Below are 17,385 nucleotides of genomic sequence, written 5' to 3' on the forward strand. Positions count from 1 at the left end.
GCGCTGTGGCCGAACGAACGAGAGGCCGGGTCGCATCGCTGCGCCCGGCCTCTCGTCACGTCTCGCCGATCAGACCCTGCGGAGGAGCTCCACGACCTGGAACGCCATCTCGAGCGACTGCTGGTGGTTCAGCCGCGGGTCGACGAGAGTCTCGTACCGGAGCGCCAGGCCCTCGTCGTCGATCTCCTCGGAGCCACCCAGCACCTCGGTGACATCGTCCCCGGTGAGCTCGATGTGCAGGCCACCCGGGACTGTGCCGAGGCCTCGATGCACCTCGAAGAACCCCGCGACCTCGTCCATGACGTCCGAGAAGCGCCGCGTCTTGTACCCCGACGCCGACGTGATGCCGTTGCCGTGCATCGGGTCGCACACCCAGGTCACCGGGCGTCCGTCGGCGGTCACCTTCTCGACGAGCGCCGGCAGGAGGTCGCGGACCTTGCCGGCACCCATCCGGGTGATGAACGTGATCCGGCCGGGCTCACCGCTCGGGTTGAGCCGGTCGATGAGCGCCAACGCGTCGTCGCCCGTCGTGGTGGGCCCCAGCTTGATCCCGAGCGGGTTCTGCACCCGGGAGAAGTAGTCCACGTGCGCACCGTCGAGCTGCCGGGTGCGCTCGCCGATCCACACGAAATGGGCCGAGCAGTCGTACGGCAGGCCTGTCCGCGAGTCGATGCGCGTGAGCGGCCGCTCGTAGTCGAGCAGCAGCCCCTCATGGCTCGAGTAGAAGTCGACCGAGCGCAGCGCCTCGAAGTCCGCGCCGCACGCAGCCATGAACCGGATGGCGCGGTCGATCTCCGCGGCGATCTCCTCGTAGCGCGAGTACGACGGGTTCGCCATGAAGCCGCGGTTCCACTCGTGCACCCGCAGCAACGATGCGAAGCCGCCGGTGGTGAAGGCGCGGATGAGGTTCAGCGTCGAGGCGGACGTGTGGTACGCCTCGAGCAGCCGCTTCGGGTCCGGGGTGCGTGCCTCGGGCGTGAAGTCATACCCGTTGATGATGTCTCCGCGGAAGGCCGGCAGCGTCTGCCCGTCCCGCGTCTCGCTGTCCGAGGACCGCGGCTTGGCGTACTGGCCTGCCATCCGGCCCATCTTGATGACCGGCAGGCTGGCGCCGTACGTGAGGACCACGGCCATCTGCAGGATCGTCTTGATCTTGTTCCGGATGTTGTCGGCCGTCGCCTCCGCGAACGTCTCCGCGCAGTCGCCGCCCTGCAGCAGGAACGCCTCGCCCCGGCCGGCCGCGGCCAGGTGGGTGCGCAGCGCGTCCGCCTCGCCGGCGAACACGAGCGGCGGGAGCGTCCCGAGCCGGCTCGTGGCCGCCTCGAGCGCCTGGGCGTCAGGCCACCGCGGCTGCTGGCCCGCCGGCAGGTCGCGCCAGGCGTCGAGCCCGGCGACGACCTTCGGATCCGGCTCCACGCTCACGAGTGCACCGCCGGGACGAGGTCCTGGCCGATGTCCGACAGGAGCGCACCGAACCACGGCTGCGACACGTCGAACGCCTTGCCGCCCGCGATCCGCGGGAACTCGATGGCGCGCAGCACGTCGTCCTGCTCCTCGTCGTGCCCGATGACGCCGGACTCACCACGCAGCGCGCACTCCACCGCGAGGTCCGTCATGGACTTGATGAGCCGCAGGTCCTCGGCGTTGGCCGCCGCCGCCCGCGAGTAGTAGCCGGACTTCTGGACCATGGTCTTCTCGGCGCCAAGCTTCTTGGAGAACTGCTTGGCGAACCACTGACCGGGATTCACGGTGTCGAGCTTGACGTGCCCGAACGGATCCCGCTCCACCGGGGTCCCGGCGGCCTCCAGCTGCTCGATGATCTCGTGCATGCCGGCGCCTTCGGACAGGAAGATGTTGACGTTGCCCTGCTCGTCCATGACCGTGCGCAGGCGCTCGGCCTCCGCGTCGATGTCGAGCGCGAGCTCGGGCACGAAGACGGCGTGAATGTCCCAGCGCTCGCGCGTCAGGCCGATGCCGGGCACCCACTCCTGCTGGTCGAGCCACTTGCGGTACTCCACGGCGGCAGCGGCGGTGAGCCAGCCGCAGTGCCGGCCCATGACCTCGTGGACGATCAGCATGCGCGGTCCGGACCGGTGCTCGCCGATCACGTTCGCCGCGAACCCGGCGGCCTCCTCGGCCGCCGTCCACGCACCGAGCGACTGACGGATCGGCACCACGTCGTTGTCGATCGTCTTGGGCAGACCGACGACCGTGAGGCCGTAGCCGTTGTCCGCGAGGTAGGCGGCGAGGTCGGCGGCGGTCGTGTTGGTGTCGTCGCCGCCGATCGTGTGCAGCACGTCGACACCGTCGGCCTTGAGCTGCTCGGCCGCGACCTGCAGCGGGTCCTCACCCTCCTGCACCAGCCCACGCTTGACGCAGTCGGCCGCGTTCGTGAGCTTGACCCGCGAGTTGCCGATCGGCGACCCGCCGAACCGGTGCAGGATGCCGGCCTTGGCCCGCGTGTCCGCGTCGACGACGATCTTGTCCCCGCGCAGCAGGCCGTAGTAGCCGTGCTCGTAGGCGATGATCTCGATGTCGGGTGCGATCTCGGTGTAGCGCTCGATGAGCCCACCGACGGCCGACGACAGGCACGGAGCGAAGCCACCTGCGGTGAGGAGGGCGACGCGACGAACCGACATGAGACACACCTCTCGTTGATCTTCACGGCGGGCACCGGGTGCCCGACCAGGACGCGCGACGCCCACGAGGTCCGCACGGAGCAGGTTCGAGGGCACGCACAGGGCCGGCTCGCGCCGACCGCGTCATCCTACTGACGTGGGAGCGTCGTCCTGCGGCGGTACCGGCACCTGGACGTCCGGCGCCGGGCGGCCCCCGGGAGCGGCGGGGAGGTGGTCGGCTGCCGTGCCCGCCGCGGCGGGATGGCCTGTGGCGATCCGGGCCTTCTGCGTCGCCGCGTACACGTCGACGTACTCCTGGCCCGACAGGCTCATGATCGCGTACATGATCTCGTCGCTCACGGATCTCAGGATGAACCGGTCGTTCTCCATGCCCCGGTACCGGCTGAAGTCGAGCGGCTCGCCGATCACCACACCGATCCGCATGACCTTGGGGATCTTGCGGCCCAGCGGCTGGGCGACGTCGGTCCCGACCATCGCGATCGGGACGACCGGCGCCCCCGACTCCAGGGCCAGTCGGGCGACCCCCGTCTTCCCCCGGTACAGGCGGCCGTCCGGACTCCGCGTGCCTTCCGGGTAGATGCCGAAGAGGTCACCCTCGGCGAGCCGGCGCAGGCCCGTGTTGAGCGCCGCCTCGCTCGCCTTGCCGCCCCCACGATCCACCGGGATGGTCCCGACGCCGCGCATGAAGCCCGCGGTCACCCGGCCCTTGAGGCCGCGTCCGGTGAAGTACTCCTGCTTGCCGATGAAGACGATCTCGCGATCGAGGACGAGGGGAAGGAAGAACGAGTCGATCACGGCGAGATGGTTGCTCGCGAGGATCGCCGCGCCCTCCGGCGGCACGTGCTCCGCACCTCGCACCCACGGACGGTAGATGAGGTGCAGGAGCGGGCCCACGAAGACCCGCTTCATCAACCAGTAGAACAAGAGCCCACCTCTCCACCGACCCACACGCCTCGTCCGACTCTAGAGTGCTCCCATGGCCGCACGCCCCGACGACCCCGACGACGCCGTTCCGCCGCCGGACGCCGGAGCGTCGGAACCGCCGTCCGACGACGCCTCCGATACCGGCGGAGCGTCCCGGGACGCGGTCGGCGACGACGAGCGATGGGCGGCGATCGTCGCACAGCTCGGCGACCTCGCCGACTACGACGGCTCCGAGGTCGAGGGCCCGGAGGACGCCGGCCCGGTCGCGACCCCGGCGGACGAGCCACCGTCGGCGGACGTCGCGAGCCCGCCGCTGTCGTTCCCGGTCGCCCCCTGGGTCGCCGAGCCGCGCGTCGTGCGTCCGGCGCCGGACGAGGCCATGACCGGCCGGGACTGGGACGGCACCTCGCAGTACGACGACGCGGAGGCCGCCGTCGACGCCGAGGAGCACTTCGTCCCGCCGGACCCCGGACCGGTGCTCGGCGGCGACCCGCTGCTGACCATGGCGTGGTTCGCGGCGGTCGGGATGCCGCTGTTCCTGCTCGTGGTGCTCGTCGCCTGGCGGTCGGCTCCCGTCGCGCTCGTGCAGGCGGCGGCCATCGTGTTCGTGCTCGGCATCGGCGTCCTCGTCTGGCGCATGCCGCACCGGCGCGACCCGGACGACGACTCGGGCGCGGTGGTCTGACCCCGCCCCGGCGCCGAACGCCTCGTCGAGGTCAGAGCCGCGCGAGGTCCGCCGCGCCCACCATGCCGGCGTCGTTGCCCATCGACGCCGTGACGATCTCCGCCTCCGGCCGGTGCCCGCGGCCGGACAGCTGCTCGTCGAACGCCTTGCGAGCCGGCGCCAGCAGCAGGTCGCCCGCCGCGGCCACGCCGCCACCGATCACGATGAGCGCTGGGTCCAGGAGCGCCGTCGCCGACGCGGCGCCCTCACCCACCCAGCGGCCCAGCTCGGCCAGCAGGTCGATCGCCAGCGGGTCGCCCTCCGCTGCCGCCTGCGTGACCTGCGGACCGACGATCCTGTCGGCATCGCCGCCGGCCAGCGCGAGCAGACGCTCCGCACGGTCGGGCTGCGAGATGGCCGCCGCCTGGGCGTCGCGGACCAGCGCGCTGCCCGACGCGTACTGCTCCCAACAGCCCTCGTGGCCGCAGCCGCAGTAGTGGCCACCAGGGACCACGCGCATGTGGCCGATCTCCGCCGCGACGCCCCAGGCGCCACGGACGAGCTCACCGTTCGTCACGACCGCACCGCCGAGACCTGTGCCGACGGTCAGCAGGAGCATGTCGTCGACGTCCCGGGCAGCACCGAACCGGAACTCCGCCCAGCCCGCCGCGTTCGCGTCGTTCTCGACGACGATGGTCACACCAGGGCCCACGAGCGCGGCGACGTTGTCACGCAAGGGGTAGTCGCGCCACGCGATGTTCGGCGCGAACAGGACCTGGGAGCGGTCGGCGGACACGAAACCGGCGGCGGCGAGCCCGATCGCGTCGACCTGATACGACGCGGTCAGCTCGGCGTAGACGTCGGCGATGGCGCGGTCGATGCCGGCCGCGTCGTCCGGCGACGTCTCGCGGCGGGTCTGTGCCAGGATCGTGCCCTGCTCGTCGACCACCCCGGCCGCGATCTTCGTCCCGCCGATGTCCACACCGATGGCATGCATGTCCGTGTGTGCTCCTACGCGTCAGTGCCGCAACCGCCGTCGTGCGGTCCGCTCGGACCAACGCTAGCGGCCTGTGGACCGTACTCGTGCACTCGTCCGCTGGCGCGCGCAGACCACCCGCGCCGAGCCCTCCGGCACCGGCGCGGTTCCCCTGGCCGGTATCGGACGTCCCGTATCCTCGACACACGTCGCCACCTGTCACTGGAGCCAGAATGGACGAGTTCCACAGCCCCCTGCTCGTCGAGGTCGACCCCTCGAGCAATCTCAACGACCTGCTCGCCCAGCGGGTGCAGGGGACCCCCGACCGCGTCGTGGTGGAGCACAAGACCCAGTCCGGCGGTCCCTGGATCCCGTTGACGGCGCGGGAGCTCGACGCCGAGGTCGTGGCGGTGGCGAAGGGCTTCGTGGCCCGGGGCGTCCAGCCCGGTGATCGCGTCGGCATCATGTCGCGCACGCGGTTCGAGTGGACGCTGCTCGACTGGGCCGTATGGGCCGTCGGCGCCGTCCCCGTCCCTCTGTACGAGACGTCCTCGGCCGAGCAGGTGGCCTGGATCCTCACCGACGCGGACGTGTCGCTGCTCGTCGTCGAGTCGGCCTCGCACGCGGCGGTCGTCGACGAGGTGCGCGCGGACGTTCCTGACCTCCGCGACGTCCTGGTCATCGACGACGGCGCGATCGACGCGCTGGTGGCCGCCGGCACAGAGGTCGAGGACGCGGAGATCACCCGTCGACGTGGGCTCGCCGTGCTCGCCGACGTCGCCACCATCATCTACACGTCGGGCACCACCGGTCGACCGAAGGGCGTCGAGCTCACGCACGGCAACTTCGCCGAGCTGACGGTCAACACCGTGGCGGGACTGGGCGAGGTGGTGGCGGCCGACGGCGCCCGGACGCTGCTCTTCATGCCCCTCGCGCACGTGTTCGCGCGCTTCATCGAGGTCCTCTGCGTGCCTGCGGGCGCCGTGCTGGGGCACACGTCCGACACCAGGACGCTGATGGAGGACCTGGGCTCGTTCCGGCCCACGTTCGTCCTGGCCGTGCCGCGCGTGTTCGAGAAGGTCTACAACTCGGCCGAGCAGAAGGCGGCCGCCGCGGGCAAGGGCGCGATCTTCCAACGCGCCGCCAAGACCTCCATCGTCTATTCGCGGGCACTCGACACGCCGAAGGGTCCGAGCCCGTGGCTGCGGCTGCAGCACAAGGTCGCGGACGTGCTCGTCCTCCACAGGCTGCGGGCGGCGCTCGGTGGTCAGGCGAAGTGGGCGATCTCGGGCGGTGCCCCCCTCGGCGAGCGGCTGGGTCACTTCTACCGCGGGCTGGGCCTGCACGTGCTCGAGGGCTACGGCCTGACCGAGACGACCGCCCCTGCCACGGTGAACCGGCCCGAGAAGACGAAGATCGGGACCGTCGGCCTGCCGCTGCCCGGTTCGTCGGTGCGGATCGCCTCCGACGGCGAGATCGAGCTCAAGGGCATCCAGGTGTTCGGGGGCTACCACGCGAACGAGGCTGCCACCGAGGAGTCCATGGACGACGGCTGGTTCCGCTCCGGCGACCTCGGCTCACTCGACGAGGACGGCTACCTCCGGATCACCGGGCGCAAGAAGGAGATCATCGTCACCGCCGGCGGGAAGAACGTCGCGCCCGCGGTGCTCGAGGACCGTCTGCGCGCCCACCCGCTCATCAGCCAGGTCGTGGTCGTCGGTGACCAGAAGCCGTTCATCGGGGCGCTCATCACCCTCGATCCCGACGGTGTGCCCGGCTGGCTGACAGCCCACGGAAAGCCTGCCATGTCGCTCGAGGCGGCCGCCAAGGACGCGGACGTCCTCGCCTCCATCGACAAGGCCGTCGACAAGACGAACAGGGCGGTCTCCCGTGCGGAGTCGATCCGCAAGTACCGCATCCTCGATCGCGACCTCACGATCGCCGACGGGTACCTGACCCCCAAGCTCAGCGTCCGTCGTCGTGAGGTGCTCAAGGACTTCGCCGCCGACGTGGAGGCCCTGTACGACTCGTCCGACCACGGCTGACGCCGGCTATCCGGTGGGATCGAGACGCAGGGGCGGCACGAACCCCTGCGCCGCGAGCACGCCGAGCGCCGCGCGTTCGGCCGGGTCCAGCTCGACGGTCCCGGCACGAGGACGCAGCGCCGGGACGGCTCCGGGGCGGACCGTGACCGTCAGGAACGTCACCACGCAGTCCGCGCACGCCACGGCGCGCGCAGAGCAGCTGTCGCAGTCGATGATCATGGCGGGACGGTAGCGGCCACCGCCGACACGGGTCAGGGCCGGAGGATGCGCGCGACGAGCGTCGCGGAGGGCACGACCCAGGCACCGGCGGCCTCGACGTCACGGGCGACCTCCTGGTCGCTCGTGACCACGACGAGCACGCGGCCGCGGGGCTCGGCGTGGACGAGCCGCCGGATCAGGTCGTCGGCGATCTCCCCGACCGAGAACAGGACCCGGACCCCGCGGGCGAGGCTTCCCGACGCCGGCGGACCCTCCTGGCCGTCGAAGCAGCACGTCACCTCCGCTCCGGTCCGGGCAGCGACCCGCCCGAGGCCGTCGACCAGTCGGTTCCGCTGCTCCGCGAGCGTCAGCTCGCCGAACCCCGACTTCGACACGTTGTACCCGTCGACGAGCAGGTGGGCACGAGGCTGTCGGAGCAGCTCGTCGAGCAGCGCCGGGTCGTCCACGGAGCGCCCACGCGAGCCTTGGCGCCGCTGCGTGGGCTCGAGCGCGGGTGCGACCAGGTCCGCCGGGAGGTCTCCGGCGGGCGGCAGCGCGAGCTCGGTGCGCAACCCGCTCGCCGCATCGACGATCGTGTCCAGCAGGAGGCGTACCCGGGCGTCGGCGAGCTTGCGGGCCGATCTGAGCTCTGCCCGCGCCGCGGTCCGCTCGGCGTCCGCGGTGCGTCGGTCGTCGGCAGCCGCGGCCCGCTCCTGCGACGCCGCCCGGTGCTCGGCCTGTGCGGCGTCGAGCACGGCTCGCGCGTCCTCTGCGGAGCGTCGCGCCTCGCTGCGCGCCCGGTCCGCGTCGGACCGCAGCCGGCGCAGCTCGCGCTGGAGGGCCGTCAGCTCGTCGGCGGCGTCCCGGGCGCCGCCCTGCGCGCGCTCGAGCTCGGTGCGCAGACGCGTCACGTCCGCCTGCGCGCGTGCGAGGTCCTCGAGCGTGCGAGGTGCCGGGTCGTCCACGGGCACCGTGGGTACCAGGTCGCTCCAGCCGGGGTCACCGGCGAGCCACGCGCCCGCAGCAGCATCCCACGACGGTGCGCGTGGTGGCGGCTCCCCCGCCCCCGGCTCCGGGTGCTCGGACGTCCACGTCCGCCAGACCCGGGCACGGAAGCCGTCGTCCGCCAACGCCGTCCACAGCGGACCCGCTCCCGCGGTCGCCCGCCGGCGAGGAGCGAACTGCCGCACGGCGCGCAGCGTCGCGGGCACCTCGGGCGGCTCGAGGGTACCGAGCACATCGGCCGCGACCTGGACGAGCACCGTGCGCAGAGACGCGGGCACGTTGCGGGCGGCCGCCGGCTCCGGCCGGCCGGGCTGCGCGTCGGCATCGGTGCCCGGGTCGGTCATGTCGTCACCCTAGGTCGCGGCCGGCCTCCCGCGTGGCGCGGCCAGGGTGTCAGACGGCCTGGGTACCGTTCCCGCCATGTCGCCCGTCCGCCGCCTGCGCCCCGTCTGGGCGGACGCCACCCCTGTTGCCGGTGCCCGGGCCGTGCAGCCGACGCTCGAGGATCTCGGCACCCCGCTGTCGGACGTGACCTTCGTCGTGGTGGACCTGGAGACGACCGGTGGCACACCGGCCGACTGCCAGATCACCGAGATCGGTGCCGTCAAGGTTCGCGGCGGGGAGGTGCTCGGCGAGTTCCAGACGCTCGTGGACCCGGGTGGACCTGTTCCACCCTTCATCCAGGTGCTCACCGGGATCACGACCACCATGCTCGTCGGCGCGCCCCGGATCGAGGAGGTGCTGCCGAGCTTCCTCGAGTTCTCACGTGGCGCGGTCCTCGTCGCGCACAACGCGCCCTTCGACGTGGGGTTCCTGAAGGCGGCCGCGGCCCGCACGGGGTACGCCTGGCCCGGACATCGTGTCGTCGACACCGTCCGGCTCGCCCGCAGGGTCGTCACGCGGGACGAGGCGCCGAACCACAAGCTCTCGAGCCTCGCCGCGCTGTTCGGTGCAGCGGTGACCCCCAACCACCGGGCCCTCTCGGACGCCCGCGCCACGGTCGACGTGCTGCACGCGCTGCTGGGCAGGCTCGCGCCGCTCGGCGTGACCCACCTCGAGGACCTCGCGACCGCGACGGATCCGGTGCCCACGGACGTGCGGCGCAAACGCACCCTCGCGGACGGCCTGCCGGACGCACCGGGTGTGTACCTGTTCCGCGGCCCACGCGACGAGGTGCTCTACGTGGGTACCTCGACGACGTCGTTGCGGCACCGGGTGCGGTCCTACTTCACCGCCTCCGAGAAGCGCCGCCGGATGACCGAGATGGTCCGCATCGCCGAGCGTGTGGACCCCGTCGTGTGCGCGACGCCGCTCGAGGCGCGTGTCCGGGAGCTCCGGCTCATCGTCGAGCACTCGCCGCGGTACAACCGCAGGTCCCGGTTCCCCGAGCGCATGCCGTGGGTACGTCTCACCTCGGAGCCCTACCCGCGACTGTCCGTCGTCCGCGACGTCCGGGCCGACGACGGGTCCGCGTACATCGGGCCGTTCGCGAGCTCCTCGTCGGCACAGCTCGCGGTGGACGCCCTGCACGAGACGTTCCCGGTGCGGCAGTGCACCCGCCGGCTCCCGCTCGTCGCACCGCCGTCGGCGTCGGCCTGCGTCCTGGCGGAGCTCGGTCGGTGCGGCGCTCCGTGCACGGGCCACCAGTCCCCCGCCGACTACTCGACCGTCGTCGACCTCGTGCGGTCCGCGATGCTCGGCGACCCGCAGGCCGTCATCCGGACCCACTCCGACCGTCTGACCTGGCTGGTGCGGCAGGAGCGGTTCGAGGAGGCCGCATCCGTCCGCGACCGTCTGGCGTCGTTCCTGCGGGGCGCGACCCGGGCACAGCGCTTCGCGCCGCTGGCCCGGTGCCCGGAGCTCATCGCTGCTCGGCGGGTGGACGACGGAGGATGGGAGATCGTCCTCGTGCGGTACGGCAGGCTGGCCGGGACAGCACGGTCGGACCGGCGGACCGACCCTCGACCCTTGGTCGCGGCCCTCCAGAGCACCGGTGAGGACGTGCCCCCGCCCGTCTCGCCGTCCACGGCCGCCCATCCCGAGGAGACCGACCTGGTGCTCACCTGGCTGGAGCAGCCGGGGGTGCGTCTCGTCGAGGTCGTCGGCGGCTGGGCGTCGCCCGTGCGGTCGGCGCAGGCCGTCCGCGACCCGGTCGCGGCGGTCGCATCCCTGATCCGGGCCCGACCGGCCGCGGCGGACGACGTCGTCCCACACCCGTGGGCCGACCACGCCGTTCCGGTCGTCGCACCGTCGCCGGGCGCGGCATGATGACGAGCATGCTGACCGCCATCGTGCTCATCGACGCCGACGCCGCCCGCATCCCGGAGGTCGCCTCCGCGATCGCCGAGATCCGTGGCGTCAGTGAGGTGTACTCCGTGACCGGCGAGGTCGACCTCATCGCCGTCGTCCGCGTGCGCGAGCACGATGCCCTGGCGGACGTCATCGCCGACAAGGTCGGCAAGATCGAGGGCGTCGTCCGCACGCAGACCTACATCGCCTTCCGCACGTACTCGCAGCACGACCTGGAACAGGCGTTCGCCCTGGGCCTAGAGGACTGAGCCGGAGGTCGACGCAGTCGAGCGCAGGCTCAGGCCGACAATTGGCACCAGGACTGAGCCGGAGGTCGACGCAGTCGAGCGCAGGCTCGGGCCGACCATTGGCACCAGGACTGAGCCGGAGGTCGACGCAGTCGAGCGCAGGCTCGGGCCGACCATTGGCACCAGGACTGAGCCGGAGGTCGACGCAGTCGAGCGCAGGCTCAGGCCGACCACAGGCACCAGGTCCCAGCCCGTGCGCTCAGGCGCTGGCCTTCTGCCACCGGGCGAGCACGTCCGCTGCCGCGCCGCTGTCCAGCGACTCGCGGGCGAGCCCGGTGGCAGCCCGCAGACGTTCCGTCAGCGTGCCTTCGGCCAGCCCCGGAAGCGTGCCGTCCGCGACGAGCGCGGCCGCGGTGTTGAGCACGACCGTCTCGCGCACGGGACCGCGTTCCCCGTCGAGGAGCCGGCGTGCCACCTCGGCGTTGTGCGCGGCGTCGGCCCCACGGAGCTCCTCGAGGTCGACATGGCCCACGCCGAGCTCCGCCGACCAGTCGACGACCTGCTCGTGCACGTCGCCGGCCCGCACCTCCCAGATCCGGGTCGGCCCGGTCGGGGCGATCTCGTCGAGCCCGTCCTCGCCACGGAACACGAGCGCGTCCTTCCCACGGCCTGCGAAGACCCCGGCGAGCAGCGGAGCCATGCGACGGTCGGCGACGCCGATGGCACCCGACTGCGGCTGGGCGGGGTTGGTGAGGGGGCCGAGGAAGTTGAAGACGGTGCCGATGCCCAGGCCGGCGCGCGCCGCGGCGGCGTGGCGCATCGACGGGTGGAAGACCTGGGCGTAGCAGAACGTGATCCCGACCTCCTCGGCCAGCGCGGCGACGCGCTCGGGCGGGTGGTCGAGGCGGATGCCCAGCTCCTCGAGGACGTCGGCCGACCCTGACGACGACGACGCGGCCCGGTTGCCGTGCTTGACGACCCGCAGACCGGCACCGGCCACCACGAGCGCCGACATCGTCGAGATGTTCACCGTGTGCGACCGGTCACCCCCGGTGCCCACGATGTCGACGCATCGACCCGGGACGGTGATGCGGATCGCGTGCGAGAGCATCGCCTCCGCCAGCCCGGTCAGCTCGTCGACGGTCTCTCCCTTGGCACGGAGAGCGACGAGGAAGCCCGCGACGCGTACGGGTGTGGCCTCGCCCCGCATGATGTCGTCCATCGCCCATGCGGTCTGTGCCGCGGTGAGGTCCTGGCGGGCGACGAGCGCCGTGAGCAGGTCCGACCACGTCGACGCGGCGGTCATCCGGTGACGCCCTGGCGCGCGAGGAGCCGCGCGACGACACCCTGGAGCTCGACGGGGTCCAGCGGGCGCGACACGGCGGCGTCGGCGTTGGACCACGACGCGAGCCAGGCGTCCTGGGGGCGTCCGGTCAGGACGAGGACCGGCGGGCACCGGTAGACCTCGTCCTTGAGCTGACGTCCCAGACCCATGCCACCGACCTTGTCCGCCTCACCGTCGAGGATGAGCAGGTCGAGGTTCCCGGACTCGGTGGTCGTGATCGCGACCGGAGCCGTCGCGACCTCGACCCACTCGATCTCCGGCTCGCCACGGCCGAGACGGCGACCGACCGCGAGGCGCACCTCGGCCCGGGTGTCGACGTCGTCGCTGTAGAGCAGGATCCGCGGACCGGGGGTGCCCGCAGCGGTCGTCCGGTCGGGCTGCGCGGTGCTCATGGTCGTCCCTCACTCGTCGTCGACGTGCGTCCGAGGGGAATCTTGGCACGGCTCGCGACGATCGCGGCGCGGTGAGCGAGCACGCGGCCGACGCAGCCATAGCACGGCGGACGCCCGGCGCCGGCGCACACGCGCGCAGCGCCTGGCCGGGGACACCCGGGTGAAGGGTCCCGGACGTGCGCGCCACCGCATGATGACGGGCCACACAGGCCCGCATGCGTCCTCACGCGCGCCGTGATCGTGACGGTGTGACATTTACCGCTCGCCGCGGCCTGGGTCCTATGGCCCATGCGGCTCAGTCATCAGCCATAATGGCGAACGTGTCGACCGCCATGGCTGCCCCTCGCACCGCGCCCCACGTGAGCGTCAACCGACCGAACCCTGTGTCGGTCGGGACCATCGTCTGGCTCGCCAGCGAGCTCATGTTCTTCGCGGGCCTCTTCGCGATGTACTTCACCCTCCGGGCAGCGGTGCCCGAGGAGTGGGCGGTGCAGACGGCGAAGCTCAACGTCACGTTCGCGTTGGTCAACACCACGATGCTGGTGCTGTCCTCCGTGACCTGCCAGATGGGCGTGTGGGCCGCGGAGCGGTTCCAGCCGGTGCGCACGGGCAAGCTGCTGCAGGTCAACCGCTGGGGCATGAACGAGTGGATGACGCTCACGTACCTCATGGGTGCGTTCTTCATCGGCGGCCAGATCTTCGAGTACGCCGCGCTCGTCAGCGAGAACCTCACGATCTCCTCGAGCCCGTACGGCTCGGTCTTCTACCTGACCACCGGCTTCCACGGTCTGCACGTGGTCGGCGGTCTCATCGCCTTCCTGTTCCTGCTCGGCCGCTCGTTCACCGCCAAGCGCTTCGGCCACCACGAGGCCACCACCGCGATCGTGACGTCGTACTACTGGCACTTCGTCGACGTCGTCTGGATCGCGCTGTTCGCTGTCATCTACCTCCTGAAGTGACCGGCGGGCGTCGCCGCCCGCGCACCTGACCCCACCCCCCTTAGGCGAGACGAGGATCGATCCGTGAAGGCACTCGCAGCCCGCAGGCACGACCGGCGCGCGCCGGTGGTGCTGCTCCTGCTGGCGCTGCTGCTCACCGGTGCCCTGTACGCGCTGCTCGCGCCCTCCTCGGCCGACGCGGCGCCGAGAACGGCCAGCACCGACGACATCGCGACCGGCGAGAAGCTGTTCCAGGCCAACTGCGCCACCTGCCACGGCCCGTCCGCGGCCGGCACCGCCAGCGGCCCGTCACTCATCGGCGTGGGCGCGGCCGCCGTCGACTTCCAGGTCGGCACCGGTCGCATGCCCGCGCAGATGAACGGACCGCAGATCCAGGCGAAGCCGGTCCAGTTCGACGACGAGCAGATCAGCCAGCTGGCGGCCTACGTGGCCTCGCTCGGTGTCGGCCCCGCGATCCCCACGGAGGAGCAGGTCGACCCTGCGCTGGGCGACCCCGCGAACGGCATGGCGTTGTTCCGCACCAACTGCGCGATGTGCCACAACGCTGTCGGCGCAGGCGGCGCGCTGTCGCAGGGCAAGTACGCGCCCGGCCTGTGGGAGACCTCCCCCAAGCACCTCTACGAGGCCATGCTCACCGGCCCGCAGTCGATGCCCGTCTTCAACGACGCCAACATCACGCCCGAGGGCAAGCGCGACATCATCGCGTTCATCGACCAGCAGGGCGACACGGCGCCCGGGGGGCTCACCCTCGGCGCGCTGGGACCCGTCAGTGAAGGCCTGTGGGCATGGGTGGTCGGCATCGGCCTGCTCATCGGCGCAGCAGTGTGGATCGGAGCGAAGTCCTCGTGAGCAACCACGACAACGGCCACGAGGCCACCACCGACGTCGCTCTGCGCGACACGACGGGGCCCGACCGGTTCACCGATCCGGGGCACGAGGAGCACCACCTTCGCGTCGGCGACAACGACCCGAAGGCGAACAAGAAGGCCGAGCGGCAGGTCGTCTTCCTCTTCACGATCTCGATCCTCGGCACGCTCGCGTTCATCGTCGCCTACTTCGCACTGCCCCCGGGCGAGACCCCGGAGTCGATGCGGCGGTCGAACGTCGCCCTCGGTCTGAGCATGGCCTTCGCGCTGCTCGGCATCGGCACCGCGGCGGTGCACTGGGCCAAGGCCCTGATGAACGACCACGAGAAGTCCGAGGACCGGCACGCGCAGCGCAGCGACGACGCGGCGCGCGCAGCGGCCATCGAGGTGCTCAAGGACGGTGCGGCGGACTCGGCCATCGGTCGCCGCGGCGTCCTCAAGGTCTCGGTGATCGGCGCGCTCGCCCTGTTCCCGCTCTCGATCGTCCTGCCGCTGATCGGCAACGTCGGTGAGGACTGGGACGTCTCGAAGTTCAAGCGGACGCTGTGGCGCAAGGGCCTCAAGCTCACGACCGATCCCGAGGGCCGGCCCATCAAGGCCTCGGACGTCACCATCGGCTCCGTCTTCCACGTGATCCCCGAAGGGCTCGAGGAGGAGGAGCACCCGCTCGACGAGAAGGCGAAGTCCATCGTCCTGCTGATCCGGCTGGCACCGGAGGACCTCCACGAGGCCCCCGACCGCGCCGGTTGGTCGTACAACGGGATCGTCGCATACTCGAAGATCTGTACCCATGTGGGTTGTCCGGTCGCGCTGTACGAGCAGCAGACTCACCACCTCCTCTGCCCGTGTCACCAGTCGACGTTCGACGTGGCGAACGGCGCGAAGGTCGTGTTCGGACCGGCGAAGCGGCCCCTGCCGCAGCTGCCGATCACCGTTGACGACGAGGGCTACCTGGTCGCGCAGAGCGACTTCCACGAGCCCGTCGGCCCGACATTCTGGGAGCGTCTCAAGTGACGACGACCTCGACCCCGACAGCGACCGCCCGCGCAGCGGCCGGCACGGCGGACTACCTGGACCAGCGCACCGGGCTCGGCGTCGCGGTGAAGGTGTTCGCCCGCAAGATCTTCCCCGACCACTGGTCGTTCCTGCTGGGCGAGATCGCGCTCTTCAGCTTCGTCACCATCCTCATCTCGGGCGTGTTCCTCACGATGTTCTTCGTGCCGAGCATGAACGAGACGGTGTACGAGGGACCGTGGGCGACGATGAACGGCGTGCACATGTCCGAGGCGTTCGCCTCGACCCTGCGCCTGTCGTTCGAGGTCCGCGGCGGTCTGCTCATGCGGCAGATCCACCACTGGGCGGCGCTCATCTTCATGGCGTCGATCGTCACGCACATGATGCGCGTGTTCTTCACCGGTGCGTTCCGCAAGCCTCGCGAGCTCAACTGGGTCGTCGGGTTCACGCTGATGATCCTCGGCCTCGCTGCCGGCTTCTCCGGCTACTCGCTCCCTGACGACGTGCTCTCGGGCAACGGCCTGCGCATCACCGACGGTGTGGTGCGGGCGATCCCGATCATCGGCAGCTACATGTCGTACTTCATCTTCGGCGGCGAGTTCCCCGGGCAGGACCTCATCCCGCGGCTGTTCACGGTGCACGTCCTGCTGGTGCCGGGCCTGATCCTCGCGCTGATCGGCCTGCACCTGTTCTTTGTCGTGCTCCACAAGCACACGCAGTACCCGGGGTCCGGCCGGAGCAACTCGAACGTGGTCGGCTACCCGCTGTTCCCCATCTACATGGCGAAGGCCGGGGGTTACTTCTTCCTCGTGTTCGGCGTCATCGCGCTCATGGGCGCGACGATGGTCATCAACCCGGTGTGGAACTACGGCCCGTTCGACCCCTCCCCCGTGTCGGCCGGCGCCCAGCCCGACTGGTACATGCTCTTCCTCGAGGGCTCGCTCCGGCTCATGCCCGGTCAGGCCGAGATCGTCATCGCCGGGTTCTCGATCCCGCTCAACGTCATCATCCCGGCGATGGTGATCCCCGGGATCCTGTTCACGTTGCTCGCCCTGTACCCGTTCGTCGAGGCGTTCGCGACGGGCGACAAGCGCGAGCACCACGTGCTCGACCGCCCGCGCAACCGTCCGTTCCGCACCGCGTTCGGCGTCTCGCTGCTCACGGGGTTCTTCATCCTGGTCCTCGCCGGGTCGAACGACCTCATCGCGACGCACTTCCACCTGTCGATCAACGACATCACGTGGACGTTCCGCTTCCTGTTCTTCCTCGGTCCGTGGTTCGCGTTCTACATCACGAAGCGCATCTGCCTCGGGCTGCAGCGCAAGGACCGCGAGCTGGTGCTGCACGGCCACGAGACCGGGCGCATCGTCCGGTTTGCCAGCGGTGAGTACATCGAGGTGCACAAGCCGCCTCGACGCGCACGAGCGATGGCTGCGCGTGCAGCACGACGCGATCCGCCCGCTCGAGATCGAGCCGGCCGAGGACTCCCGTGGTGTGCGTCGCAAGGGGTACCGCACGGACCGCATCCGCCAGCGCCTGTCCGAGGTGTTCTACGAGGACCGCATCGAGCCGGTGACCCCCGCGGAGCTGGCGGCAGCCCACTCGCACGGAGAGCACGACGTGCTGGAGCCCGCCGTGGAGCGCGGCCAGCTGGCCGGTGCCGTGGGCGGTGGACAGCACTTCGTCGATCCGCAGGACGAGACGAGCCCGGATGGGCGGAATCGCTGATCCTGAGCAAGAGTTGACCGTGGAGTCGGGCGGCTCGCCGTGATCGGCGGGCCGCCCGCTTCGTCGATCCCCGCGGCCGTGGCAGACGGTCGC

General features: G+C 71.2%; 15 protein-coding genes and 1 pseudogene. 8 read left to right on the forward strand and 8 right to left on the reverse strand.

What is annotated here, in order from left to right; genetic code table 11:
- Positions 1 to 69: 69 nt before the first annotated feature.
- The 3 genes from ACVW07_RS02955 to ACVW07_RS02965 all read right to left on the reverse strand — a co-directional run bounded on the left by ACVW07_RS02955 (position 70) and on the right by ACVW07_RS02965 (position 3,563).
- Entirely contained in the window at positions 70 to 1,422 is a 1,353-nt protein-coding gene (locus ACVW07_RS02955; RefSeq protein ID WP_456817792.1) for a class II 3-deoxy-7-phosphoheptulonate synthase, read from the reverse strand.
- Positions 1,419 to 2,639: a pyrophosphate--fructose-6-phosphate 1-phosphotransferase gene (locus ACVW07_RS02960; protein ID WP_456817793.1), complete on the reverse strand. Its 1,221-nt coding sequence runs from the start codon at positions 2,637 to 2,639 to the stop codon at positions 1,419 to 1,421. Before ACVW07_RS02960 ends, ACVW07_RS02955 begins: the two co-directional genes overlap by 4 nt.
- A 123-nt stretch (positions 2,640 to 2,762) precedes the next feature.
- The gene (locus ACVW07_RS02965) at positions 2,763 to 3,563 is read right to left on the reverse strand and encodes a lysophospholipid acyltransferase family protein (RefSeq protein ID WP_456817794.1); all 801 of its coding nucleotides are present in this window, start codon (positions 3,561 to 3,563) and stop codon (positions 2,763 to 2,765) included.
- 52 nt (positions 3,564 to 3,615) lie between these two features.
- Here ACVW07_RS02965 and ACVW07_RS02970 point away from each other — a divergent pair, with 52 nt between their 5' ends.
- Positions 3,616 to 4,248: a hypothetical protein gene (locus ACVW07_RS02970; RefSeq protein WP_456817795.1), complete on the forward strand. Its 633-nt coding sequence runs from the start codon at positions 3,616 to 3,618 to the stop codon at positions 4,246 to 4,248.
- A gap of 31 nt (positions 4,249 to 4,279) precedes the next feature.
- On the opposite strand, the gene ACVW07_RS02975 is transcribed toward ACVW07_RS02970, so the two are convergent.
- On the reverse strand, positions 4,280 to 5,224 hold the full coding sequence (locus tag ACVW07_RS02975; RefSeq protein ID WP_456817796.1) for an ROK family glucokinase: 945 nt from the start codon (positions 5,222 to 5,224) through the stop codon (positions 4,280 to 4,282).
- A 212-nt stretch (positions 5,225 to 5,436) separates the two neighbouring features.
- On the opposite strand from ACVW07_RS02975, the gene ACVW07_RS02980 reads away from it, so the two are divergent.
- On the forward strand, positions 5,437 to 7,248 hold the full coding sequence (locus ACVW07_RS02980; RefSeq protein WP_456817797.1) for an AMP-dependent synthetase/ligase: 1,812 nt from the start codon (positions 5,437 to 5,439) through the stop codon (positions 7,246 to 7,248).
- A gap of 6 nt (positions 7,249 to 7,254) precedes the next feature.
- Here ACVW07_RS02980 and ACVW07_RS02985 read toward each other — a convergent pair whose 3' ends face one another.
- Positions 7,255 to 7,467 carry a hypothetical protein gene (locus ACVW07_RS02985; RefSeq protein ID WP_456817798.1) on the reverse strand — a complete coding sequence of 71 codons (213 nt, stop codon included), beginning with the start codon at positions 7,465 to 7,467 and terminating at the stop codon, positions 7,255 to 7,257.
- 32 nt (positions 7,468 to 7,499) lie between these two features.
- Positions 7,500 to 8,795, reverse strand: a complete 1,296-nt coding sequence (locus ACVW07_RS02990; RefSeq protein WP_456817799.1) for an NYN domain-containing protein — start codon at positions 8,793 to 8,795, stop codon at positions 7,500 to 7,502.
- Positions 8,796 to 8,871: 76 nt separating this feature from the next.
- Between ACVW07_RS02990 and ACVW07_RS02995 the strand changes: the two genes are divergently transcribed.
- Together ACVW07_RS02995 and ACVW07_RS03000 are read left to right on the forward strand one after the other, a co-directional pair.
- The gene (locus ACVW07_RS02995; RefSeq protein WP_456817800.1) at positions 8,872 to 10,719 is read left to right on the forward strand and encodes a DEDD exonuclease domain-containing protein; all 1,848 of its coding nucleotides are present in this window, start codon (positions 8,872 to 8,874) and stop codon (positions 10,717 to 10,719) included.
- Positions 10,720 to 10,727: 8 nt separating this feature from the next.
- Complete coding sequence (locus ACVW07_RS03000) at positions 10,728 to 11,009, forward strand: Lrp/AsnC family transcriptional regulator (RefSeq protein WP_203750043.1); 282 nt, start codon at positions 10,728 to 10,730, stop codon at positions 11,007 to 11,009.
- A gap of 238 nt (positions 11,010 to 11,247) precedes the next feature.
- Here the strand turns inward: ACVW07_RS03000 and trpD are convergent, their stop codons facing one another.
- Both trpD and ACVW07_RS03010 read right to left on the reverse strand, forming a co-directional pair.
- Positions 11,248 to 12,294, reverse strand: coding sequence for an anthranilate phosphoribosyltransferase (trpD, locus tag ACVW07_RS03005; protein WP_456817801.1), 1,047 nt, complete (start codon positions 12,292 to 12,294; stop codon positions 11,248 to 11,250).
- Positions 12,291 to 12,725, reverse strand: coding sequence for a hypothetical protein (locus ACVW07_RS03010; protein ID WP_456817802.1), 435 nt, complete (start codon positions 12,723 to 12,725; stop codon positions 12,291 to 12,293). The genes trpD and ACVW07_RS03010 overlap by 4 nt, the downstream gene beginning before the upstream one ends.
- A gap of 311 nt (positions 12,726 to 13,036) precedes the next feature.
- On the opposite strand from ACVW07_RS03010, the gene ctaE reads away from it, so the two are divergent.
- The 4 genes and pseudogenes from ctaE (at position 13,037) to qcrB (ending at position 17,292) form a co-directional block, all read left to right on the forward strand.
- Positions 13,037 to 13,684, forward strand: coding sequence for an aa3-type cytochrome oxidase subunit III (gene ctaE, locus ACVW07_RS03015; protein ID WP_456817803.1), 648 nt, complete (start codon positions 13,037 to 13,039; stop codon positions 13,682 to 13,684).
- Positions 13,685 to 13,747: 63 nt separating this feature from the next.
- Positions 13,748 to 14,533 (forward strand): cytochrome bc1 complex diheme cytochrome c subunit, encoded by a 786-nt coding sequence (gene qcrC / locus ACVW07_RS03020; RefSeq protein ID WP_456817804.1) that lies wholly within the window; start codon positions 13,748 to 13,750, stop codon positions 14,531 to 14,533.
- The gene (gene qcrA / locus ACVW07_RS03025) at positions 14,530 to 15,564 is read left to right on the forward strand and encodes a cytochrome bc1 complex Rieske iron-sulfur subunit (protein WP_456817805.1); all 1,035 of its coding nucleotides are present in this window, start codon (positions 14,530 to 14,532) and stop codon (positions 15,562 to 15,564) included. Before qcrC ends, qcrA begins: the two co-directional genes overlap by 4 nt.
- A pseudogene (qcrB, locus tag ACVW07_RS03030) lies at positions 15,561 to 17,292 on the forward strand (cytochrome bc1 complex cytochrome b subunit). Before qcrA ends, qcrB begins: the two are co-directional and overlap by 4 nt.
- Positions 17,293 to 17,385: the final 93 nt, after the last annotated feature.

This window comes from Cellulomonas sp. URHB0016 (assembly GCF_054057935.1).